The organism is Caballeronia sp. NK8 (assembly GCF_018408855.1).
GTDB lineage: Bacteria > Pseudomonadota > Gammaproteobacteria > Burkholderiales > Burkholderiaceae > Caballeronia.
On record NZ_AP024326.1, the window covers coordinates 215,650 to 239,041 of the forward strand.

General features: G+C 62.4%; 18 protein-coding genes and 3 pseudogenes. 16 read left to right on the forward strand and 5 right to left on the reverse strand.

Annotation, left to right across the window (positions count from 1 at the left end):
- The first annotated feature begins 57 nt into the window (after positions 1-57).
- The 3 genes and pseudogenes from NK8_RS33775 (at position 58) to ppk2 (ending at position 1,450) form a co-directional block, all read left to right on the forward strand.
- Complete coding sequence (locus tag NK8_RS33775; protein ID WP_225936601.1) at positions 58-270, forward strand: DUF2964 family protein; 213 nt, start codon at positions 58-60, stop codon at positions 268-270.
- Positions 271-433: 163 nt separating this feature from the next.
- Positions 434-586, forward strand: a complete 153-nt coding sequence (locus NK8_RS33780; protein ID WP_367657834.1) for a hypothetical protein — start codon at positions 434-436, stop codon at positions 584-586.
- A gap of 66 nt (positions 587-652) precedes the next feature.
- Positions 653-1,450 (forward strand): annotated as a pseudogene (ppk2, locus tag NK8_RS33785) (polyphosphate kinase 2).
- Between the two features lie 37 nt (positions 1,451-1,487).
- Here the strand turns inward: ppk2 and NK8_RS33790 are convergent.
- The 3 genes and pseudogenes from NK8_RS33790 to NK8_RS33800 form a co-directional block, all read right to left on the reverse strand.
- Positions 1,488-3,241: pseudogene (locus NK8_RS33790) on the reverse strand (SulP family inorganic anion transporter).
- Positions 3,242-3,261: 20 nt separating this feature from the next.
- A complete protein-coding gene (locus NK8_RS33795; protein ID WP_213233798.1) occupies positions 3,262-4,602 on the reverse strand; it encodes an SLC13 family permease in 1,341 nt (446 codons plus the stop codon).
- An 18-nt stretch (positions 4,603-4,620) separates the two neighbouring features.
- Positions 4,621-5,658: an amino acid ABC transporter substrate-binding protein gene (locus NK8_RS33800; RefSeq protein ID WP_213233799.1), complete on the reverse strand. Its 1,038-nt coding sequence runs from the start codon at positions 5,656-5,658 to the stop codon at positions 4,621-4,623.
- Between the two features lie 257 nt (positions 5,659-5,915).
- Between NK8_RS33800 and NK8_RS33805 the strand changes: the two genes are divergently transcribed.
- From NK8_RS33805 to NK8_RS33830, 6 genes are all read left to right on the forward strand, one after another.
- Positions 5,916-6,329 (forward strand): hypothetical protein, encoded by a 414-nt coding sequence (locus NK8_RS33805; protein WP_213233801.1) that lies wholly within the window; start codon positions 5,916-5,918, stop codon positions 6,327-6,329.
- A gap of 593 nt (positions 6,330-6,922) precedes the next feature.
- Complete coding sequence (locus tag NK8_RS33810; protein WP_213233803.1) at positions 6,923-8,095, forward strand: monovalent cation:proton antiporter-2 (CPA2) family protein; 1,173 nt, start codon at positions 6,923-6,925, stop codon at positions 8,093-8,095.
- A 116-nt stretch (positions 8,096-8,211) separates the two neighbouring features.
- A complete protein-coding gene (locus NK8_RS33815; RefSeq protein WP_213233804.1) occupies positions 8,212-9,312 on the forward strand; it encodes an AI-2E family transporter in 1,101 nt (366 codons plus the stop codon).
- Positions 9,313-9,403: 91 nt separating this feature from the next.
- Positions 9,404-10,870: an efflux transporter outer membrane subunit gene (locus NK8_RS33820; protein WP_301549924.1), complete on the forward strand. Its 1,467-nt coding sequence runs from the start codon at positions 9,404-9,406 to the stop codon at positions 10,868-10,870.
- Entirely contained in the window at positions 10,867-12,000 is a 1,134-nt protein-coding gene (locus NK8_RS33825; RefSeq protein WP_213233807.1) for an HlyD family secretion protein, read from the forward strand. Before NK8_RS33820 ends, NK8_RS33825 begins: the two co-directional genes overlap by 4 nt.
- Before the next feature lie 8 nt (positions 12,001-12,008).
- Complete coding sequence (locus tag NK8_RS33830) at positions 12,009-13,019, forward strand: DUF2955 domain-containing protein (RefSeq protein ID WP_213233808.1); 1,011 nt, start codon at positions 12,009-12,011, stop codon at positions 13,017-13,019.
- 256 nt (positions 13,020-13,275) lie between these two features.
- On the opposite strand, the gene NK8_RS43075 is transcribed toward NK8_RS33830, so the two are convergent.
- Entirely contained in the window at positions 13,276-13,491 is a 216-nt protein-coding gene (locus tag NK8_RS43075; protein WP_225936627.1) for a hypothetical protein, read from the reverse strand.
- Positions 13,492-13,726: 235 nt separating this feature from the next.
- Here NK8_RS43075 and NK8_RS33835 point away from each other — a divergent pair, with 235 nt between their 5' ends.
- The 6 genes from NK8_RS33835 to NK8_RS33860 all read left to right on the forward strand — a co-directional run bounded on the left by NK8_RS33835 (position 13,727) and on the right by NK8_RS33860 (position 18,683).
- Positions 13,727-14,530: a MipA/OmpV family protein gene (locus tag NK8_RS33835; RefSeq protein WP_213233809.1), complete on the forward strand. Its 804-nt coding sequence runs from the start codon at positions 13,727-13,729 to the stop codon at positions 14,528-14,530.
- 183 nt (positions 14,531-14,713) lie between these two features.
- Positions 14,714-14,974 carry a hypothetical protein gene (locus NK8_RS33840; protein WP_213234000.1) on the forward strand — a complete coding sequence of 87 codons (261 nt, stop codon included), beginning with the start codon at positions 14,714-14,716 and terminating at the stop codon, positions 14,972-14,974.
- Between the two features lie 263 nt (positions 14,975-15,237).
- Positions 15,238-16,377 carry a DUF3300 domain-containing protein gene (locus NK8_RS33845; protein WP_225936602.1) on the forward strand — a complete coding sequence of 380 codons (1,140 nt, stop codon included), beginning with the start codon at positions 15,238-15,240 and terminating at the stop codon, positions 16,375-16,377.
- A 10-nt stretch (positions 16,378-16,387) separates the two neighbouring features.
- The gene (locus NK8_RS33850) at positions 16,388-17,302 is read left to right on the forward strand and encodes a DUF2950 domain-containing protein (RefSeq protein WP_213233811.1); all 915 of its coding nucleotides are present in this window, start codon (positions 16,388-16,390) and stop codon (positions 17,300-17,302) included.
- A 77-nt stretch (positions 17,303-17,379) separates the two neighbouring features.
- A complete protein-coding gene (locus tag NK8_RS33855; RefSeq protein WP_213233812.1) occupies positions 17,380-17,544 on the forward strand; it encodes a hypothetical protein in 165 nt (54 codons plus the stop codon).
- Between the two features lie 836 nt (positions 17,545-18,380).
- On the forward strand, positions 18,381-18,683 hold the full coding sequence (locus tag NK8_RS33860; RefSeq protein ID WP_213233814.1) for a cyclic-phosphate processing receiver domain-containing protein: 303 nt from the start codon (positions 18,381-18,383) through the stop codon (positions 18,681-18,683).
- Positions 18,684-19,676: 993 nt separating this feature from the next.
- Here the strand turns inward: NK8_RS33860 and NK8_RS33865 are convergent.
- A pseudogene (locus NK8_RS33865) lies at positions 19,677-20,821 on the reverse strand (IS3 family transposase); the annotation flags it as partial.
- A gap of 985 nt (positions 20,822-21,806) precedes the next feature.
- On the opposite strand from NK8_RS33865, the gene NK8_RS33870 reads away from it, so the two are divergent.
- A complete protein-coding gene (locus tag NK8_RS33870) occupies positions 21,807-23,390 on the forward strand; it encodes an MBOAT family protein (protein WP_213233815.1) in 1,584 nt (527 codons plus the stop codon).
- The last annotated feature ends 2 nt before the right edge of the window (positions 23,391-23,392 follow it).

The window sequence follows — 23,392 nt, forward strand, 5'->3', positions numbered from 1 at the left end:
CGCGCTACAGACGTCCTAAACTGGAGCTATTCCGCGCAACCTATCCAGGAGGCATCGATGAGACTGAACGAGCCGCGCATGGTGGTTGCCTCGATCGGTGTGTTCATCTGGCTCGGCGGCCTGTATTTCACGATGCACGGTCTGCTCGACGACGTGAAGCCCGAATTCCGCTACGGCATGTGGGCGCTGGGCATCGGCATCGTGATCTTTGTGGTCGCGTTGAATCCGCTTGCGCAGCGCAGGTCGGGAAAGCGCGATCGATCGACCTGATCGGCGGTTCGTGTACTAGGCTATAGAAGTACCATCGATCTCAACGGAGAACTTCGCAATGGGTGATCTCTAGCTAGGCAATGTAGAAGAATCCACAACCGACGACGAAATCCGGCAGTTTCTCTGCAATTACGGATTTCCTCCGTACGATTCGATTCAGCGCGTGGCCGGCACCGGTGAGCATCCGGCCGCGTTCATGAGTTTCGATTCGGTCGAGCCGCACGTGTTGCGCACGTTTCAGCCGCGCATCCACAATATGTTCTGGAAAAATCGCACGCTCGTGATGCCGGTCATGCCCGAGCGCAGTGAGACCTGACTGCGCATCGAACCACATGGGGAGCCGGCATTGAAAGAAGAAAAGGCTGTCAGCGAATCGCGGGGTGTGCGTGAAGGCGCGGGCGTGCATGAGCGCCTGAGCCGCAAGCAGTACGACAAGGAGCTTGCACGCTTGCATCTCGAGCTTGTGGAGCTGTAGGAATGGGCCGTTTATACGGGCGCGAAGGTCTGTATCGTGTTCGAAGGGCGCGACGGCGCGGGCAAGGGCGGCACGATCAAGGCGATCACCGAGCGCGTGAGCCCGCGCATCTTCCGCGTGATCGCGCTGCCCGCACCCACAGAACGCGAGAAGACGCAGATGTATGTGCAGCGGTATCTGCCGCATCTGCCCGCGGCGGGCGAAATCACGCTCTTTGACCGAAGCTGGTACAACCGCGCGGGCGTCGAGCGCGTGATGGGATTCTGCACCGACGAGCAGGCGACCACCTTCCTGAAGGGCGTGCCGCTCGTGGAGCGAGCGATCATAGACTCGGGCATCATCCTGCTCAAATACTGGCTCGAAGTCGGTCAGGAGGAACAGACGCGGCGACTGGAAGAGCGCATCTACGACGAGCGCAAGATCTGGGAGCTCTCGCCGATGGATCTGCGCTCGTACAGCCGTTGGTACGACTATTCGCGCGCCCGCGACGATATGTTCGATGCCACCGACACCGATCTCGCGCCGTGGTACGTCGTGCGTTCGGACGACAAACACCTTGTGCGTCTGAACCTGATCAGCCACTTGCTGGCGAACATTCCGTACAAGGCGGTGCCGCGGGAAAAGGTGAAGCTGCCCGAGCGTCAGAAGGCGGAGGGATATCGCGAGAGCGACCGGCCGCTGCGCTACGTTCCCGAGCGTTTCTGAGCGCGATATCGGCACAGGGATAGGGATACGACACCGCTCAGATAGCGGTCCCGTCATCCGGGCGCGCGGCGTCGAGATAAGCGTCGACCGCGCTGCCGATGGTGGGATGAAAGCGCTCATCGGGAAAGATCGACGTCAACTCGAAGCGTCTGAGCTTGTCGCGGACGGGGTCTTTCATCATCTCGGCGAAATGCAGGTCGATACCGCGCTCTCCCAACGCCCGATGCAGCTCGCACAGCATGTCGGCGGACGTCACGTCGACGCTCGTCACGGGCTCGGCGGTGACGAGGACACGCTTCACCGGCGTCGGCGCCTGATCGATCGCTTCGCTCACACGTCGCTGAAACAACTCGGCGTTGGCGAAGAAGAGCGGCGCATCCCAGCGAAACAGCAGCAGTCCCGGAATCTGCCGCGCGTTCGGGTAGCGCTTCAGGTCGTGATAGCCGCGCAACCCTTCCACCCGCCCGAGCACCGCGAAATGCGGACGCCAGCCGTCCCACAGGAACTCGATGATCGCGAGGACCACGGCGATGCAGATGCCGGGTATCGCACCGAACAGGGCGACGCCGACGAAGCAGCAGACGGACAGCCAGAACTCCCACTGCTGAATGCGATAGATGCGCTTCAGATCGCTGAACTCGAAGAGACCGATCGCCGCTGCGATCACGACCGCCGCGAGCGCGCTGTTGGGCAGATGCCGCAGAAGATTCGGCGCGGCGAGCAGCACGGCCGCGACGGCCAGCGCGCCGACGATACCCGTCACCTGCGTGCGCGCGCCCGCCGCTTCGGCGACCGGCGTGCGCGACGAACTGCTGCTGATCGGAAAGCCCTGGAAAAGACCGGTCGCGAGATTCGCGATGCCCAGCCCGATCATTTCCTGATTCGGATCGACGCGCACGTTCGCGCGTGCCGCGAAGGTGCGCGACAGCACGCTCGTGTCCGCGAACGCGATCAGCGCCACGGCGCAGCCGCCGAGCACGATCCGGACGATATCCGCGCCGCTCGCCCACGGCAGTGACAACGCGGGCAATCCCTGGGGAATCGTCCCGAGCACCTTCACACCGTCGCGCTCGAGATGAAACACCATGACGCACAGGGTCGCGAGCACGACCGCGATCAGAATGCCCGGCACCTTGTCGAAGCGCTTGAGCAGCAGAATGAGCGCGAGACTGCCTGCGCCCACGGCAAAGCTGGTCCAGTTGGATTGCCCGGCGGCGATGGCTCGGGCAAGTTATAGCAGATCGCGCAGCGGCCCCCGGTCCTCGATGGAAATCGCGAAGAGCTTGGGCAACTGGCTGATCAGCACGGTCAGCGCGATGCCGTTCATGTAGCCATAACGGATCGGCTTGGACAGCAACTCCGTGACGAAGCCGAGCTTGAGCATGCCGAACACGATGCACACGACGCCCGAAACGATCGCCATCATGCCCGCGACGGCGATGGCGCGCGAGGGATCGCCCGCCGCGCTGATCACGACGATTGCGAGGACGGGCGCTGCGAGCGCCGAGTCGGGACCGAGCACGAGAATCCGGCTCGGGCCGAAGATCGCATAGGCGAGCAGCGGACGATCGTCGCGTACAGGCCGCATACGCCGGGCACACCCGACGCCTCCGCGTACGCGATACCGACTGGCACGAGCATCGTCGTCAGCACGAGGCCCGCGATGATGTCGTTCTTCAGCCACCCGGCGCGATAGCTCCCGAACATCGCGACGATCGGCAGATGGCGCATCCAGCGGCGCACGGCGCCGGTGAGGACCTGTCGTGACCGGATCGTGTGATCGGTTTGCATGGATCGGTATCGTGGAGCGTTCAATGAATGAAGCGCGCAAGCACGACGACGTACGCCGCCGTGATCGCGAGCTGACACAGTGTCACCGGAAGGCCATAGCGCAGGAAACGGCCAAAGCTGATCGGCGCGCCTTCCTGCGTGCAGATTCCCGCAGCCACGACATTCGCCGCTGAACCGACGAGCGTCGCGTTACCCCCGAGCGTCGCGCCGTACATCATGGCGATGAAGACGGGAATGACCTGCGCGGGCCACTGCGTGAACTGGTCCGACAAGGCCGATTCCGGCACGAACTCCGCGGTGACGAGATAGCCCTTGACCATGACGATGGACGCGGCCGCGACCGGCACATTCGCGAGCAGCGAGGACAGCAGGCCGATCCCGCAGATCATCGCGAGCGCGACGAGCGTGAGGCGTGTGCCGAACACCTCGTACAGCTTGAGCGACATGACCTGCAGCAGGCCCGTTTTCGCCATGCCCTGCACGAGACAGAAGATGCAGGTCAGGAAGAGCAAGGTCTTCCAGTCGACATCGCGCAGCACGCGATCGGTCGGCTCGACCTTGAACGCGTACGCGACGAGCAGCGCGAGCGCGCTGGAGATCACCGCGACGACGGGCGGCACGATGCGCGTGGGCAACTCCTCGCCGAACACGAACAGCACCATCATGAGCGCGAGCACCATGACCGCCAGCGCGGCGTAGACCGGCCGCTTCAGTCTGGCCCGCGCGACGCGCGGCGGCAGCGGCCTGACGCTTCGCCAGATGTCGCGCATCAGAACGGGTAGGAGCGGAATCACCACGCCGATGGCCAGCAGCCCGCCGAGGCTGGCGCGCCGCAGATACTCGCCGAAGCTCATGCCGACCGAACTGCCGACGAGAAAGGTCGCCGGGTCGCCGACGAGCGTCAGCAGGCCGGCGGCATTGCTGAGCAGAGCGGTCAGGATCATCGGCGGCACGATGTCGATGTCGAGCGCGCGGGCGACGCGAATGATGATCGGCGCGAGCAGGATTACCGTCGTCGCATTGGGCAGCAACGCGCACAGCGGCGCGACGATCACGATCAGCAGGAGCAGGAAGCGCTTGCCGCTGCCCGCCGTGGCCCTGAGATAGTAGTCGCCGACGACATCGAATAGGCCCGTGGTCGCCAGTATTCGCGCGACGATCATGCCGCCGAACAGCAGGCTGATCGGCCCCGCCGCGGTGCGCGCGGTCGCGACGAGATCCTGCTCGTCGATGATGCCGAGTGCGATCAGCACGCTCGCGCCCACGAGCGCGGCGACGGCCATGTCGATCAGATCGAAGGCGATCACGAGGATGACCACCGAGAACACACCGACGACGAGGTAGATTTGCCAGTCGCTCATGATGGGCCCGCGCAAGCGTCATTGCATCGGCGGCGCGTACATCAGGCCGCCGCGCCGGTAGAGCTGGTTCAGGCCGCGCTCGAGTTTGATCGGACTGCCGGCGCCGAGATTGCGGTCGAACATTTCTCCGTAGTTGCCGGCGCTGTTCAGCGCGCGCAGCGTCCAGCCAGGGGCGATGCCCAGCGTAGCGGACACGCTCGCGTCCGGCACGAGCGCGCGCGCAACGAGCGGATTCGTCACGCGTTCGGCCTGATTCTGGCGGGTCACGTCGAGTTCTTCTGCGGTGATCAGCGTAAAGAGCACCCAGCGCACGATGACGAGCCACGCGTCATCGCCGCCGCGCACGGCGGGCGCGTGCGGCTGCTTCGAGATCCGCTCCGACAGGATCGCCAGCGCCGACGCACCGCCGGGCGCGCGGCTGCGCAGCGTGGCGAGCAGGGATAGATCGGCCGTCATGGCGCGGCATCGCCCGGAGGTGAAGGCCTGCTCCAGCTCCGCCGCCGAGCCGAGTACTACCGGCTTCAGATCGAGCGCGTTCGCATTCGAGTAGCCGACGAGATTGTCCTGGCTGGTGGTCTCGCGTTGAACGCAGACGGTCGCGCCCTTGAGCGACGCGACCGTGCGAATGCCGCTCGCCGTCGACACCATGAAAGCCTGCGCGTCGTAAAACAGCACGCCCGCGAATTGAACCCCGAGCGTGCCTTCACGCAGCAGCGTCCAGGTCGTGTTGCGCGCGAGCAGATCGATGCGGCCCGTGCTGAGCGCCGGAAAGCGCGCCGACGTCCTGAGCGGGACGAAGGCGACCTTGTTCGCATCGCCGAGCGTTGCGGCGGCCACCGCGCGGCAGAAATCCACGTCGATACCGGACCAGTGTCCGGACGCATCCTGCTGAGAGAAGCCGGCGATGCCGTCGCTGACGCCGCATCGCAGGACGCCGCGCGCCTTGACCTGCGCGAGCGTAGCCGATCCCGCCGCGAACGCGGGCGCCGATGCTGCCGGCAGCGCGAGCAGCGCAGCGCCTACGATCGCGATGAGTTTCACCGCAGAATTGCGCATCGTCTTCTCGGTATGAAGACTCCCGTTCACGGCGTCTTGTCACGTGGTTCGTGCTGGTACCGGCAGAGCGCCTGATATTCCCTGTCTCTGCCTTGTCCGACGGGACACGTGCCAGATTAGTTGTAGATGAAAACTCGACCAGTTCAAGCGGTCGTTTGCCCGAAGCCGCGCGTATCGAAAGTCGAGTGCGAAAGCGCATGGACGGAAAGCCTCGTTTGCCCGATACTGTGACCTCTCCAAAAGGCCGAGAGATTCCGATGCGCGCATACGTCTCGCTGCCTGTTCTGGCTCTACCGATTCTCCTCGCCGCCTGCAACACGCCACCGATCCCGCCGGGCAAGTCGGTGGATATACCGACGGCGCTCCAGAATGTCCTAGACGGCGTGTGCAACTTCAAGAAGGCTCAGGCCGAGCACAAACAAGATTACGGCGTCGCGATCGAATCGATCACCGTGGAACTCGACCTGACCGTCGACGGTGCGCAAAGCCCGCCCGTCGCCGTCGCCCCCGATATCAAGTTCATCCCGACCGTCAGCTACGGGCACATCATCACGGCGAATACGGGGAGCAGGCTGCTCGTTTCGCTGAAGAACGTCGATGCCGCCAGAGGGGCCGACGTGAAGTGTCCACCGTCTGCGCCAGCGAAGCAGGACAAGATTCCGATCGAGTGAAGCACGTGCCTGCGGGCTCCACGACATCGCGACAAACCTTGAACCCTTTACATATCTCGCTATGCTGTAAGAAGGCTGAAGCCCGATCCACGAACCGCTTCTGAATCGGAATGAGAAAGGCAGATCGACTTCGTCCGGGCGCACGCACCCGATTCTGTTCGAGAACCGGTCGTGACAGGTCTCAGGTTTCCTAGCGTTGTCCGCGCTCGACGACCTGAGCGGCAGCACCGTGCATGTGCGCCGTTATAGAAGTTTCTACGAGAGGCTCACCGCGTTGAGCAACCGCTTTCGTCAAGCGCGCACACCGCCGGTACAACGTGTCCTGCAGCCGGACGCGCTCCAGAATTAAGACGCCATGTAGATGCAAGCGTCTCAGACAGCGCACGCTGGGCATCCTTCAGTTTCACCACAACACGGAGGGTGCCGAACTCAAACGATTTTCGTATCAACATGTGCGGGAAGCGCGCGCAGCGGGCAGGAGCCGTCCGGAAGCCGAGCTGCTGAAAGCGTGACGCCGATGCGGGACCGTCCGCATGAGTTGACGCAAGTGTTCGTGTCTTCGATGGTCGCTAGCCGGTTCAGGAGAACAACGCATGACAAAGCTGCTGATCGACGTGGTCATCTTTCTTGCGTCGGCGCTGATCACCGTGCCGCTGGCCGTTCGCTTCGGCTTCGGCGCGGTGCTCGGCTACCTGCTTGCGGGCGTCCTGATCGGCCCGTGGGTACTGCGGCTCGTGACCGATGTCGATGCGATCCTTCACTTCTCCGAGCTGGGCATCGTGCTGATGATGTTCGTGATCGGACTCGAAATGAAGATCGACGCGTTGTGGGCAATGCGCCGCACCATCTTCGGCTACGGAACCATGCAGATGACCGTTTGCGCCGCCGCGCTGCTGGGCGTTTTCATGATGCTGGGGCTGCCCTGGCGCATTGCGCTGACGGGCGGCCTCGCGCTGTCGCTATCGTCGACGGCGATGGTCATGTCCGAGCTACAGGAGCGCAAGCTCATGGACATGCCGACGGGCCGCGCGGGGTTCGGCATTCTGCTGTTCCAGGACATGGCGGCCATTCCGCTGATCGCGCTCCTGCCGCTGCTCGGACCGACGGTGCCCATGCCCGCCGCCGAACCGGGCTGGCTCGTCGCGCTGAAGGCGCTCGCCATGCTGGGCGCCATCGCGCTCGTCGGGCGCTATCTGCTGAACGCCGTGCTGCGGCTCATCACGAGCACGGGCGTCCCGGAGATCTTCACCGCATTCGCATTGCTGTGGATCGTCGGCATCGCGCTTCTCATGCAGAGCGTGCATCTGTCGATGTCGCTGGGCGCGTTCGTCGCGGGCGTGCTGCTCGCCGATTCCGACTTTCGCCACGAAATCGAAGTCGATATGGCGCCGTTCAAGGGCTTGCTGCTCGGTTTGTTCTTCATCGCGGTAGGCATGTCGATGGATTTCAGCGTGCTCACGCGCGAGCCGGTGCGGGTAGCGGTGCTCGTCGTCGCGGTGGTCAGCGTGAAGGCGGTCGCGCAGTGGTTCCTTGCGCGCCGCTTCGAAGTGCCGGGATCGCACCGGAGCTTCTTCGCCATTCTGCTGTCGCAGGGCGGCGAGTTCGCGTTCGTCGTGATGGCCGCGTCATTGGCGGCGGGTGTCATCGATCAGCGTCAGGCATCGCTCGTCACGCTGGTCGTCGCGCTCTCGATGGTCTCCACGCCCCTGTTGCTGCTCGTGCACCGCCGGCTGTCCGAAGCGACCACGCGGGCTCGGGCAGGGTAAGCGTGTTTCCGCGAGCGCCGCAGTCATACGTGATCGCCGGCTTCATGCGCCGATCTGTTCTGGAAGTCATGCTGCCCGTCCCGTATTTGAACGGGTGAGCGCGAGGAGGCACGCAAATGCTATCGCCGATTTCTGAGCGCACGCTCTCAAGGGAACTACTCGATGTCCTGATTCGCGCGGGTCTCGTTGCCGTTCTGGCGGTCTTCTGTTTTCGGGTATTCGTGCCGTTCCTCGACCTGATGGTCTGGGCGCTGATCCTCGCGGTCACGCTGTACCCGCTTCAGGTCCGGCTCCGCGGCGCGTTTGGCGGCAAGGACGGTCTGATCGCCACGTTGATCATCTTCGTCGCGTTCGTCGTCATCCTCGTGCCGACGTACCTGCTCGGCGTGGCGGTTGCCACGTCCATCGAGCGCGCGATGGGCATCGTCAGGAGCGGCACCTTCCAGATTCCGCCGCCAGCGGAATCGGTGGCCGCATGGCCTCTGGTCGGGCAGCGGGTGTACGACTTCTGGGCGCAGGCGTCGACGGATGTCACGGGTCTCGCGCAGAAGTTTGCGCCGCAGATCAAGGAAGCCGGCCTTGCCGTGCTCGGCACGATCACGGGACTTGGCGCCGGGCTGATCGTGTTCTTTCTCGCGCTGATCGTCGCGGGCATCTTCATGGCGCATGGCGAGAAGGGCTATAGCAGCGCCGTGCAGATCGCCTCGCGCATCTCCGGACCCGAAAACGGCCAGCAGATCGCGGATCTTTGCACGGCCACGATTCGCGCGGTGGCGCAAGGCGTGGTCGGGATCGCGTTCATCCAGATGCTGTTGATCGGCATCGGCTTCGTCATCATGGGTATTCCCGGCGCGGGGCTGCTCGCGCTCGCCGTGCTGCTGATCGGCATCATGCAGTTGCCGGCGACGTTGATCACGATTCCCGTCATCATCTTCGTGATCGTGACGAATGGCGTGAGCACGGCGACGATCGTCTTCTCGGTCTATACCTTCATCGCCGGTCTCGCCGATAACGTGCTCAAGCCGATGCTGCTGGGTCGCGGCGTCGCGGTGCCGATGCCCGTGGTGCTGATCGGCGCGCTCGGCGGCATGGTGACGGGCGGCGTGATCGGCCTGTTCATCGGTCCCGTGATGCTTGCGGTCGCCTACAAGCTGTTCTGGCGCTGGGTGAAACAACAACCGTCCCTGGAACCCCCGCAACAACAGGAGCGGCTCTGAGGGGTCGCCTTCGATGCACGCCTCCCGGATCAGACGGCCGCGGCTGACGGACTGCGTCATCGTGGGCCTTGCGTCGTTGCTGAGCGGCTGCATGCGCGTGGGGCCGGACTTTCATCCGCAACACGAGCCCTGGAGCGAACACTGGAGCAGCACGTCGCTAGAACAGGTCACGCAGCAGGCGCCGCAGCCCGATGTCCGGCAATGGTGGCGAATCTTCGGCGACGAGAATCTCGAACGCCTGATGGAACAAGCCGATGCCGGCAACGGCGACCTGCAGATCGCCGGTTTGCGCGTGATCGAGGCGCGCGCACAACTGGGCATCGCGCTCGCGGGACGCTATCCGCAAGTGCAGCAGGCCAGCGCCGAGGCGCTTGCGTCCGCGCAAAAGCGTTCGGATGGTTTCGATCCGCGCTCGGGCGTATATCTGCAGTACGGCGCGGGCTTCGTCGTCGGATGGGAGCTCGACTTCTGGGGGCGGTTCGCACGCGCGATCGAGTCGGCCGACGCCGCGTTCTTCGCCGCGCAGGCGAACCGCGACGCCGCGCTGGTTCTTCTGCACGCTCAGGTCGCCGAAACCTATTTCACGCTGCGCACCGGCGAGGCGCGCCTGCGCATCGCCCGCGAGAACGCTCAGTTGCAGAAGCGCAGCTACGACATCGCGCAAAAACTCTTCAAGGCCGGCGAGACGGATGAACTGGATTTCCAGCAGGCGAATACGCAGTATCTGGGCACGTTGAGCAGCATCCCTGAACTCGAGAGCCAGATCGTGCTCGCGAAACACGCGTTGTCCCTGCTGATGGGCCGGCCGCCCGGCCCGTTGCCGGAAATCGGCGTGTCGTCCGGTAAGGGAGGCGTGATTCCGCTGGTGGATCGCGCCGTCCTGCAGGACGTACCCGCCGATCTGCTGCTGCGTCGCCCCGACGTGCGCGCCGCCGAATATCAGATGGCCGCGCAATCGGCCCTCATCGGCGTGGCGGAAGCGGATTTCTATCCGTCGGTCTCCCTGCTCGGCACGCTCGGCTTCAGCGCGAGTTCGCTGAAGGGCTCGCCGAGCACGCTTGCCGTGGCGATCGGCCCCAGCGTGGTCTGGAACGTCTTCGATCACGGCAGAATCACGAACAATGTGCGCGTTCAGGACGTGCGGCTGCAGCAGTTGACGGTCGCTTATCAGAACACCGTGCGCGAAGCGGCGCGCGAGGCCGATGACGCCGCCACGTCGCTGATCGCCGCGTCGCGCCGCGACGCCATCCTGAACGAGGCGCAAGGGGCCGCGCGGCGCTCGCTGACGCTCGCCAGCACGATCTATCGGGAAGGGTACTCGGACTTCCAGCGCGTGCTCGATGCGCAGCGCGCGCTGTTCGCCCAGCAGGACGCGTATGTCGTCAACCGGCGCAACGCGGTCGGCAGTCTGATCGCGCTCTACAAGGCGCTGGGCGGCGGCTGGACCACGCGCCAGCCGCTCGTCGATGCCGCGACCCGCCAGCAGATGCAGCAACGCACCGACTGGGGCGATCTGCTGAACGAGGTGAGCGTGCCATCCGAAGGAGCGGCTCGATGAGCGAAACGTCCGGATCGTCGGAAGCCGCATCGGCGCGCACGCCGCCGCCTGCTCCGGCTGGCGATCCATCGGGCAGGGCGCTGAAGTGTGTAATCACGCTGATCGTCGTGAGCCTGATCTGGTATCTGCTGGCCGACCGCATCACGCCCTATACGCAGCAGGCGCGCGTGCAGGCCTATGTGGTGCCGGTCGCCGCGGAAGTATCGGGCCGGGTGACGCGCGTGCTGGTGCGTGACAATCAGGAGGTCAACGCAGGCGACGTGCTTTTCGAAATCGACGGCGAGCAATACCGCATCACCGCCGATCGCGCTCGCGCCGATCTCGAAACCATGCGCCGGCAGATCGGCGCAAGCACGGCCGGCATCGATTCGGCGCGTGCGTCGCTGCGCGCGGCCATCGCGAACGAGGTCAAGGCACGGCAGGACAGCGAGCGGCTCGAAAGGCTGTATCGCGAGGACGAAGGCACGATCTCGCTGCGGCGTCTCGAAGTGGCGCGAGCGACCTACGAGCAAGCGCAGAGTCAGGTTGTCGCGGCGCGTGCGGAAGTCGAGCGTGCGCGCGAACAGCAGGGCGGCATCGAGGCGGAGAACGCGCAGTTGCGCAGCGCGGCCGGTGCGCTCCAGAAGGCCGAACTCGATCTCGCCAACACGCGCATCAGGGCGCGAACCGGCGGCGTCATCACCGATCTCGGCACGGAAGTCGGGCAGTTCGCATCGGCAGGCAAGGCGGTGATGACGCTGATCGCGATCCGCGACGTGTGGATCAGCGCCCACATGACCGAAAACAATCTCGGCCGCCTGAGGCCCGGCACGCCTGTGGCCATCGTGCTGGATGCGCTGCCGGGCGAAGTCTTCAAAGGGCGGATTCGCAGCATCGGGTTCGGCGTGAGCGTGGGACAGAGCACGCCGCCCGGCAGTCTGCCGACGGTACAGACGAGCCGCGACTGGCTGCGGCCGGCCCAGCGCTTTCCGGTGATCGTCGAGTTCGACAAGGACGAGCGCGCGCGTCTCTACAACCTGCGTGTCGGCGGGCAGGCCGAGGTGATGGCGTTTCCGAGTCAAGGCAATCCGCTCAATCCACTCGGTCGCATGTTCCTGCGTGTGATGAGCTGGCTGGCCTACGTCTACTGAGCACGCCCATGGAAAACAGGTTCCAGCTTCCCGGCCGACGTACGCTGCGCATGGCGAGCGGGACGGCGTTGTGCCTCGCGATCAGCTTCGCGCTGGAGTTCCCGGTGCCTGTGATCGCGCCGGTGTTTGCGGTCTTTCTGCTCGCGACGCAGAACCGGCCGCTGTCGTTCAGGGCAGCCGCGATGTTGGCGCTCGTCGTGATGCTGACCACCGGCAGCGGCCTGCTGCTCGTTCCGTTGCTTCGGCATTACGCGCTCGCCGGCGTGATGCTCGTCGGCCTGTTGCTTTTCGTCGCGTTCCTCTATGGCGTGCGCGGCGGTAACAACCTCGTCGCGACCTTTCTGGTGGCGGGGCTCACGATGATCTCCGCAGCCGGCACGGCCGACTTCCAGTTGGGCGCGACCGTGGTCGGCGCGCTGGTGAAAGGGCTGCTGCTCGCCTTGCTGGTATCGGCGCTCATGCACGGCCTGTTCCCCGAGACCGCGAACGCGCGGCCACCGTCTGCCGCGAGAGCCGTCTCCGCCAATCAGGCCGCGCGCATTGCACTTCGCGCCGCGCTGGTGGTCATGCCAGCGTACCTCCTTGCGATGACCGACCCGGCGAGCTATATGCCGATCATCATGAAGTCAGTCAGCCTCGGCAGACAGAGTTGCACTACGAGCGCGCGCGGCGCGGCGCGGGAACTCATCGGCTCGACACTGCTCGGCGGCTTGCTCGCGATCCTGTTCTGGTTTGCGCTGAAGCTCGCCGTGCACCTGTGGATGTTCTTCCTGTGGATGTTGCTGTTCGGTTTGCTGGTCGGGCGCAGGCTCCATGGCATCAGGATGACGCGCTACCCGCCCGGTGTCTGGCTGAATGGCTTCATCACGATGATCATCCTGCTGGGTCAGTCCGTGCAGGACAGTATCGCGGGCAAGGACGTCTATACCGCGTTTGCGGTGCGCATGGGGCTTTTTCTTGCGGTTACCCTTTACGCGTGCCTGATGCTGCTGGTTTTCGATCGAGTGCGCAGCGGATGATGGCGCTCCGCCGCAAACTAGCGCTCCCAGATGCGGAGCCATGCAAAACCAACCAGCGCTGACAAGGTCATCGTGCCTGATGACACGGTTAAGCGTTGCGCCATGCGTGCGATCAGCCTGTCGTCAGTGGCCGCTGCTTGTGGTATGTGTTGCTGTGAGTGGTGTCTTCTATAGAGTCGATACCACGCGCTCGCGTGAAATTCAAAAAGCAAAACGCGGATGGCTCGCACGTTCGGCTTGACCGCGTCTCGCGTAATCAGTATTTGATGTCTCTTGCGGTTTGACGCCCGTGCTGCTTCGTCTGCCGCTTGTCGTGTCGGCAGTGCGCGTTCGATTGCTGATTGGCGGCGCGGCAGTCTTGCTTGGTGTGTCGGGCGTCTTGGCGCGAATCCTGACGGACGTCACGACCGGCGCGACGTTGCTGTGCCTGCTCCGTTGCCAAAGACAAATCCGGCCAGGAACAGACGAGCATGGAAGTGACCAACGCGGTAAGCCTTAGGTTACGAGCGAGCATGATGTGAGTTCCGGAGGGCGAGTCGAGACATCGTGGATGTTCTGCATGCACCACGATAGCTGCATCCTTGCGCGTTGTGAATCGGCTTTTGCAACGGCTACGCTTAGCGTAATCAGGCGACGACACATTCGATTGGATCGAAGATCGAAGCGCTGTCAGGCAGACAGCAAGACTTTGACCGCAGAGGGCACCCGTGAAACTATGCAATGTGCTCACCGGAGCATGCTTCTCGGTTGTTCTCGGCAGCGCCTGTGCAAGCCCGGTGGACCTCTCGAACGCATTGCCCAATTTTTTTGGCGCAGGAATCGGTTCGACCACCGAGTATGCCGGTGGAAAGGACCGCATTGTTGGCGTGCTTCCGGGCATGCGATACGTGACGAACGGTGGCCACCTGTTCGAGTGGTACGGAACCTATGCGCAATACAACTTCGGGAGCCTGAGTGGATTCCAGTGGGGTCCGGCGGTGGCGCTTCGACTGGGGCGACGGGATGTCGACGATCCTGTCGTGTCACAGGTCCACAACGTCTCCACCACGGTGGAAGGGGGAGGCTACGTCGGCTATGAGTACAGCTACGTCGGCGATGTGCCGTACCGCCTTCGAGGCGAGCTTACCGTTGTCACGAACGCCGGCTCGGTCTACACGGGTGCGCGCACGTCAGTGAACACGAGCGCATGGTTTCCCCTGCATACGCGTGTGCTCCTCGGCGGCGGACTCGGAGCGACATGGGTGAGCGGCGGATTCAACGAGACCTACTACGGCGTAACCTCCGAGGACTCCCAGAGGAGCGGATTACCGGTCTTCAATCCCGGAGGTGGCCTCAACCAGATTACAGGCTGGGTGGCCGGGATCTTTCAGATCAGCCCGAAGTGGTACGCGGGCGCGATGGTTTTTTACCAGCGCCTTATGGGTGCTTCAGCAGCCAGCCCCATCGTGACGCAGCGCGGGACCCGCAATCAACTGACTTACGGCGTCGGGATCGCTTACGCTTTTCGATGACGTCCAAAAAAGCCAGCCCCTAAATGGGCCCGAGTGATCGGTAGTCCCCCCATTGCCGGGGCCGACATCGATCTGATCAGGTTTCTTGAATTCACGAATGAAGTCGCATACTGTGAGCAGAATGCATTTTTTTATCGCGTTGCCGTTCCTGGAAATGTTCGCGCTCAAAGAGAGGAAGTAGCCATGAATCGTCTCAAAGGAGCTGTGGTGCTGATGTCGCTCGCGCTCGCAACGAACGCGTGGGCTCAGACTGATCAAAACGCGGCTCAGCCCGCGCATAGCGACGAAATCGTCAAGATGCGAATGGAAATCTCCGCAGCCAACAAGAAATATAACCAGAAAGTCGCGGCGGCCAAGAAAGTCTACGACCACAAGAAGGCGGAAGCCGCCAAAGAGCGCGACGCTGCGATCGCAGCAGCTCATGGTGGTGCGAGCGCGCAATAACTGCTGCGTCGTAGGGATCTGCAATCGGATGTTCTTTCGGAACCGAGACGGCCCTGTAACGGCGCTAAAGGTCCAGCGAGTGCCCGGGCTTTCGAACACGCGCGGTATATTCAACGTCGGTGGTGCTGGACATGCGTGAGTGCTTTGGCGTGCTCGTCATCGCATCCGCCCTCTGTGTAGGCGGATGCGCGGTCCCGGAAACGCCTCCGGAAGGCGTTTCGCAAACGATCGCTCCAACACCTGCCGCGAGTGGGTCGCAAACCATGGCTCAGGCGTGGGACGCGGGACGTGCACTGCCCGTCACGACTAACTTGGGTTCGCTCAACGCGCTCGTCGGTCCGATCGCACTCTATCCTGATGACCTCATCGCAATCATTCTTCCTGCATCTACTTATCCTGTCGAAGTGGTGCAGGCAGACCGGTTTCTTGAGCGCAGAAAAGCCCAGAAGGACTTGCCGGTCAACGAAGCATGGCAGGATCCGATCAAGGCGCTGCTGAACTATCCTGAAGTCGTGAGGAAAATGAGCAGCGACCTCGACTGGACCGTGGCGCTTGGCGAAGCGGTCGTAACGGATCAAAGCGCGGTATTGGAGGCCGTGCAGCGGTTCCGGCGTCAGACTCAGTCGGTGGGGAATCTCAAGACGGATGACAAGCAGACGGTGGTGGTCGAGAAGGAAGTTATCAAGATTGTTCCGTCTAATCCCGAGGTCATCTACGTGCCCCAGTACAACCCTTCGACGGTCGTCATCAGCAGCCCGACGCCGGTTTATGCCTACTGGCCAGCGCCGTATCCGGTCTACTACTATCCCTACGCACCCGGCGCGGCTTTCGCGACGGGCCTCATTTGGGGTGCGGCGATCACGGCGGCGTGGAACGGCGGGCATTACGTGTCGCACTATGAGGGCGGCAACAACACGATCAACATCAACCGCGAAGGCAACGTCAACCGGGCCGATGTCAAGAACGAGTTGAGCAGCCGCGCTGCGAACCGCTCGGCGAACGGAACCACTTCGTCTCAGCGCTCGACCCAGTGGCGCTCGGAAAAGAAGCCCGGCCAGGTGTCGGGCGCGAGCACACGAGCATCGACGAAACGCGTTGGTGATGCGCCATCTCGCGCCAGCGGCGGGAATTTCGGCGCGGCCGGCGGCGAACGCGCTGGAGTGCGCGCCCCGACGCCTGCGCAGTCGTCACGCGCACAGAGCGCCGGCAACCTTCAGGGACGGGGTGGCGAAGCGTTCAGCGGCTATGGGTCTGCTCAAGGCGCCAGAGCGGACAGCGCGCGCGGCGCCGCGAGCCGGCAGTCGAGGCCGGGCGGACAAGGTGGGCGCAATTTTCAGGGTGGCGGCTTTTCGGGCGGTGCGCGCGGAGGATTTGGCGGAGGCGGCCGCGTCGGCCGTCGATAGGAGACGCTTCATGAACAGCTCGTCTCGTCGATTCGTCGCATGCTCGATCATCGCGACGCTCATCGGTCCTCTGGCGGCTCTTGCCGCAGAGGAGCAACTGACCTTCCAGACCCCGGACGACGCAGTCAGTGCACTGGAACAGGCGCTCAAGTCGAACGACGACACCGCGCTCATCGCCATCTTCGGCAATGCACACAAGGAACTCGTCGTGACGCCGGACGAAGCCGAGAATCGCGAGCTGCGCGCCAATGCACTCGCCGAGTTCAATGCGTATCACCTGCTGGAGGAAACGTCGCCGGGCCGCCGCGTCCTCCATATCGGCGATGAAGCGTGGCCCATGCCGATTCCGCTAGTTCGCACGCAAGGCGCGTGGCGCTTCGCAACTGAAGAGGGTGAGCAGGAAGTACTGGACCGGCGCATTGGCGCGAACGAGCGCGAGGCTATCAAGGTGATGCGCGCGTATGTCGATGCGCAACGCGAGTATGCAATGCGCGACCGCATGGGCGACGGCGTGCTGCAGTACGCGCGCAAGCTCGGCAGCACGCCGGGCAAGCGCGACGGGTTGTATTGGCCTGCGGACGAATCAAAGGGTGAAGAGCCGAGTCCGTTCGGGCCCCTGATCGCCGCAAGCGCGAACTATCTCAAGGATCGAAACCCGGGCGACGCGTATCACGGATATTACTTCCGCATTCTCACGCGACAGGGAAAGCACGCGCCGGGCGGTCCTTTCCCGTACATCATCAATGGCCGCATGCTGGCGGGCTTCGCGATGGCCGCGTACCCCGCGCAATATGGCGCAAGCGGGGTGATGACGTTTGTGGTCAACAACAATGGCGTCGTGTATCAGAAGAATCGCGGTGCGTCGGCGAAGCCGCTGACTGAGTTCGATCCTGATGCGTCGTGGAGCCGCGTGAAAGAGCCTTGATGGACGAGCTAGCGCACACATGCTTCGTGGAGGCCAACAGCATCGGTGCACATGGCGCCAGAGAGCGACGACCGCGCATGGCAAAGCTGGTCGAACATTTACCCCGCTACCGCATCGGCTTCGCCGCCCGCAAAGGCGGACTTACCTGCCGGAGCGCCTCGCCCAGCACTCGTGCCAGCCTGATTGATCGACATGACGGCGACGTGAAAGGCTGTATGTCCGCTGCCAAGAGGTCGCCTTGAAAAAGGAGAAGCGCGCTGATATGCGCCCCTTGGTCGATCGGCCCATTTGACATGCATCAATCAAAACGGAAGGCGCAGAGATAAGTTAGTGGTAGTGCGCAGGGTGTGGTCGCTGCGAAGTTGGGGGAAGCGCCCAGATGGTTTAGTAGCGCCGCACGGATGTCGACCTACGCGCTGAGAGGTACCCCTAACAGCCGCGAGGAAAATGCTATGGAAATTATAGTGTCGGCCTTGATCTTCCTTATCTCGACTGGATTTCTTGTCAGTGCCTCAGCTCCAGCTCCGTCGGCAGCTGTTGTGCCAACCTTCGTCCCAGAGTCGGCGGACGGCAGGAGCAGCGCTGCACGAACGCTTCCCCAGCTCGGCGAATGAATGCTGAGGCGTCCGCAGACGATCCATCGCCAGGCTCGTAAATGGGATGCTGACGAAGCAACCTGACGCTTTGTCATAGGCAACTCACTATCTGGCCTTGACTTGATGGAAGCGTTCGTCATCGAGCAGCACAAGCAGGTCGCTTTGAACGGGTCGCACCCAGCGAGATCAACGCGAATGAAGGATACGAAGAACTATGTTTCTGCTGCGACGCATCGCTAAACGTCCCGCCCAAAGAAGTAAGTCATCGCTAGGCTCGATCCTCGGGTCTTTTTGCGAGCCACTCGGAGTGATGCTACCCAACCTTTTTCCGCGTCAGCGGTTTAGTTCACTTGAATCTAAAACCGTTAGAATAGGATAACTATTGGACTAAAATTCGGCTCATCGAGCTTGCCGACAGCAGGTCTCTGTTGTTGATCTGCGATTCCAGACGTTTCGCACGAAGCTGTTGGTCCGGAGAACCATTGAAAGTTTATCTCGACGATCTCAGAGAGACACCGCCAGGCTGGATTAGGGTGTACTGGCCCGACGAGGCCATCCGTCTTCTCGAAGCGGGGGGTGTAGAAGAGATCAGTCTTGACCACGATCTAGGTAATGACGAGCGCGGGACCGGCTACGATGTGATTGTCTGGATGGAGGAGGCTGTTGCGCTTCGGGGGTTCAAGCCGCCGAGAATTGTCGTCCATTCTGCGAACTCCGCAGCACGGGCGCGAATGACGGCGGGGATTGATGCGATTAAGTCGTTGGCAGGACGACAGGGTATATAAAATCTGTCTCAACTCAGGTGGAGAGGATGCCGTGTTGATCCGGCACTGGGCGACTTCAAAAAGCGTTGATCGTCAAAGGAAACACTGCCGAACTCCCGATTTCACCGGAAGTGGCGGCCGGCGCTCGCGTATTCCGGGCGTGCGATGGACGCATTCCACGACCTAATTAAGGGGCGACCAACGCGCGTGAAGACACGATGGCTCGAGACCCAAGCCAGAACCGAATGACTGCTCTAGAGAAAGCCGACTGTCCCTTGTGGTTCGGGTGCGGGAGTTCGAGGCGGGTCGCCTCAGGCGCCACGCGCCCCTGCCTGCAACTTCGGCAAGCGGCCACGAGCCGCCGATCGAGGTCGCCGTCCAATTTAAATATCCAAGGTCTCGTCCGCCCCCGCTCAATGGCCGGTTTCCGGCGATCAAATTGCCGGTGGCACTGCCTCAACCCGGCCACGAGCCGCCGATCGAGGTCGCCGTCCAATTTGAATATCCAAGGTCTCGTCCGCCCCCGCTCAATGGCCGGTTTCCGGCGATCAAATTGCCGGTGGCACTGCCTCAACCCGGCCATGAAGCGTCATTCGCTAGGCCGAAGCTCATACATTCAGGCGTCGGTTCCACTCAGGAACCGGCCATTTAACTTCCAATGGTATGGTATTGCTTGTCGGCCATTGCGGACGTTCGGCGAGGCTCCCCTGAACATCAGCAGTATGACTTCTTGTCGTATGGCGGATTCCCGGCGGCTGAGCCCAGCATGACCCGGCCAACAGCCGTCGCGATCCAATGCCTTCGAAGTCGGTCTGAAACCAGCCCTTCAGGCAGTAAATGGGGGTGACCCGCTTCCGTGGATGGTTAAGCAGTTGAATTTTGAATGGATTGATTCCCTCCGGTTTGGGCAGTGCCGCGAGTTGTCCACGGCCGGTCGGCGGGTCGCCTATTACGACCACGACGCCGGCCGGCGGTGGACAACTCGCTAGTGATGCCGATTCGGTTTTGTTCCTCGTGAAGTTGCTCGTAGCGCATCGGCGAGCGGTAACCGATGCCGCTATGGCGACGGCTGACGTTGTACCAACCTTCGATCCACGAGAACAGCGCTTGCCGTGCCTGTTCGCGGGTTTGGAAGTGTGTGCGGGCGAGCAGTTCACATTCGAGTGTCGCGAAGAAGGCCTCGCACATGGCGTTGTCGAAGCAATCCGCCACCGTCCCCATCGACAGACGCACGCCAGCTTCACGGCAGCGGCGGCCGAAGGCAATGGACGTGTATTGGCAGCCTTGATCGCTATGGTGAATCACGCCAGCGGGACGTCGTTGCGCGAGAGCCATATCGAGCGCCCTGAGCATCAGCTCCGTGTACAGGTGATCCGACATCGCCCAACCTACGATCCGGCGGCTGAACACGTCGAGCACCACCGCGAGATACAGGAACCCTTCGGCGGTCGGCACGTAGGTCGCATCCGCCACCCACAGTCGATTGGGCTCGTCGGCGCTGAAGTGTCGTTGCACCAGGTCCGGCGCGGGCCGTGCGTTGGGCTGCCGCCGTGTAGTAGAGATCCAGCGTCGCCGGCTTACGCCACACAGGCCCGCCAGACGCATCAGGCGGGCAACGCGTTTGCGTCCAACATGCACGCCTTGCTCGGCAAGTTCGAAATGAATGCGAGGCATGCCGTAGGCACCACGCGAGCCTGCGTGGATCGCCCGGATGCGCGCGAGCAGATCGGCGTCGCCGCACGCTCGCTTCGATGGCGCGCGCTCAAGCCACGCGTAAAAGCCGCTGGCGGAGACCCCGAGCAGCCGTGCCATCATGGCAATGGGCCATGCGGCCCGATTCGCTTTCATGAACTCGAACCCTTCTCGGGCACCGTTCCGGTCTCCCGTGCGAACCAGGCCGCGGCTTTTGAGAGGATCTCTCGCTCAAGCTCAAGCTGGCGCACCTTGCGGCGCAGTCGCGTAAGTTCTTCGCGCTCGGCAGTGGTGAGCCCATCGAGCCGTGTACCGGCGTCACGAGCTGCCTGCGCGACCCAGTTGTAGATGGTTTGCGCCGTCGGCTCAAACTCCTTGGCCAGTTCCTCCGGCGTGCGACCGGCCTTGACCAGTTCGACTATCTGGGCCCGGAATTCCGCCGGGTACGGGGTACGGCGCTTCGCCATAATGGGCACCTCCTGAACAAAAGGATAGATGTCCACGAAAGCGGGTCAACTCCAAAACCAACTGAAACTGCAGGTTGTGGTGATGCAGTACGCTAAATTCCGGACGAAACCGCGCGACCATGCGGATTACGCGCGCATAAACAAGGCCACTCGTTGCCGCGGCAACACCCAAGTCCCGACAAGTCGAATAGTCGCGCAGGCCGCCAGTCTTGAAGTCGTCCTTGACGTAATGGCTAATGACGAAACGCTGCAGCCCTTCGGGAAGTAAATGTTCCATATGCCCCTCCGACGGAATGGTCAATGGGAAAAGAAACAGCGAACTCACACGGAAAGCAATAGGTCGCCGCACGCGCCCGGGCCGTCGGTGTTCGCCGCGCCGTTTCCATAACGATGGAGCACCCGGCGCAATGCAGACGCTCGTGACCGGCCGGATTTGGCCGGGAGTGTGGCAATAGCGGTTGCAAGACGGCTTCGATCCGATGATGACGAAGGACCGTGACCGATCGCGGCAGAGCGCCGGATCCCGATCGTCCTTGCCCGCTTGCGTGATGTCCTCGATAAGCTCGGCACGAAAGCTCCGACTCGCGCGGTGCGCCCGTCAAGGTCCGCAAGATCCATTCACACGCCTGGGCAGCGTGTTCAATCGGGCGCGGGCTGGACACCGCGCGTCAACCTGCATCTCCCGGTCCGCCTTTCGAGAACAAGCGTTCGCCTTTGCGGCACAACCGCGCCGTCTGCACATGCCGCCCCCATTCGTCAGCCAAAGGAATGGTGTCTTCCGACATTGAATTACAAGCAATGTCTGGAAAAACTAGAATCATCTCCAGTCAGCAACCGAAAGGGAAGCGTCTCAGGAAAAAGACGGACGATGTTGCAGCACTCAAGTAAACCACGTGGACCTTGCCAATTCGACAGACCACGCGCGGCAAAGACATGTCGCCATTCGCTTGGCGGCATAGCCGATCAGACGTCGAGGTAGCCGAACATGCTGTTCAATTCCGATTCATTTCTCTTCCTTTTTCTTCCGATTGTGTTCGCCGGTACGTTTCTGCTCAGTCGTTACCGTCATCGATGGGCTGTCATGTGGCTCGGAGTGGCGTCGCTATGCTTCTATGCGGTGTGGAATCCCCGCTTCGTCGCGCTCTTGCTGGCATCCATTACGTTCAACTACGGGGCCGCCTGGTGGATCGGCACGAAAAGCAGATGTTTGCGGCCTGGACGCGCTAATTGGGAGACCGCTGCCGCGGTCGCGGTCAACCTCGCGGTGCTTGGCTACTATAAATATGCGAACTTCTTTATCGACTCGACGAATCACTTCCTGGGCTGGCATCTGGATGTGCTTGCAGTGATTCTGCCTTTAGGCATTTCGTTCTTTACCTTCACGCAGATCGCCTTTCTCGTGGACGTCAATCGTGGCGTTGCGCGCGAGTACTGCTTCGCTAACTATTTACTGTTCGTCACTTACTTTCCACATCTGATCGCGGGACCTGTTCTGCATCACAAGCAGATGATGCCGCAGTTCGGCAATCCGGACACTTTCGAGATCAATCCGCATAACATAGCGGCCGGGCTAACGGTTTTTGTCCTGGGGCTTGCAAAGAAAGTGCTGATCGCCGACACCTTGGCCCGAGCCGCAACGCCCCTCTTCAGCGTGGCCAGCGCAGGCGTGCCGCTCACATTCTTTGAGGCGTGGATCGCGGCCTTCGCGTATACGCTGCAACTGTATTTCGATTTCTCGGGCTATTGCGATATGGCGGTAGGCATCTCCCTGCTGTTCAACGTCAAACTGCCGATAAACTTCGACTCCCCTTATAAATCCGCGAGCATCATCGACTTCTGGCGACGCTGGCACATGACGCTCTCGGCGTTCCTGCGTGATTACCTTTACATACCGCTGGGTGGAAGTCGCAATGGCGGACTGCTGCGCCGCCACGCCAACCTGATGATAACGATGCTGCTGGGCGGTCTGTGGCATGGCGCGGGCTGGACGTTCGTCGTGTGGGGCGGGCTGCACGGCGCTTATCTGATCATCAATCACGGCTGGCGCGCCCATGCCTCGCGCTTTGGCGTCGCTCACACGAGCGCGCCATGGCGGATGGCGAGTGTGGCGCTCACCTTCATCGCGGTAGTCGTTGGATGGGTCTTCTTTCGGGCCGATAACTTCGCAACCGCATGGAACGTGCTCGCCGGTATGACCGGATTGCACGGCATTTCGCTTCCCGTCGCCCTGCGAGGACACCTGTCCGTCTTCGAGGGTTCGAAGCTCCATTCAAGCTTGCGCTTTGACGGGCTGATATCGTCGGTGACGCTGCCGAACATCGTGTTTATCGCACTGCTCTTCGGCTCGATTCTCGTCTGGGCATTCCCCAATCTGCAGCGTCTGCTCGAAGAACACATGTCCGCGGAGAATTCGGACATGCGTTGGCCGGTGACCGCCACTAAGCGAAAGAGCTTGTCCTTCGTTAATCCGCGCGCGATGCTTGCCGTTATGTCGGCACTTCTTTTCTTCGTCGTGGTCCTGGCGATCAGGTCCGATGGTCCGTCCGAGTTTCTGTATTTTGAGTTTTGACC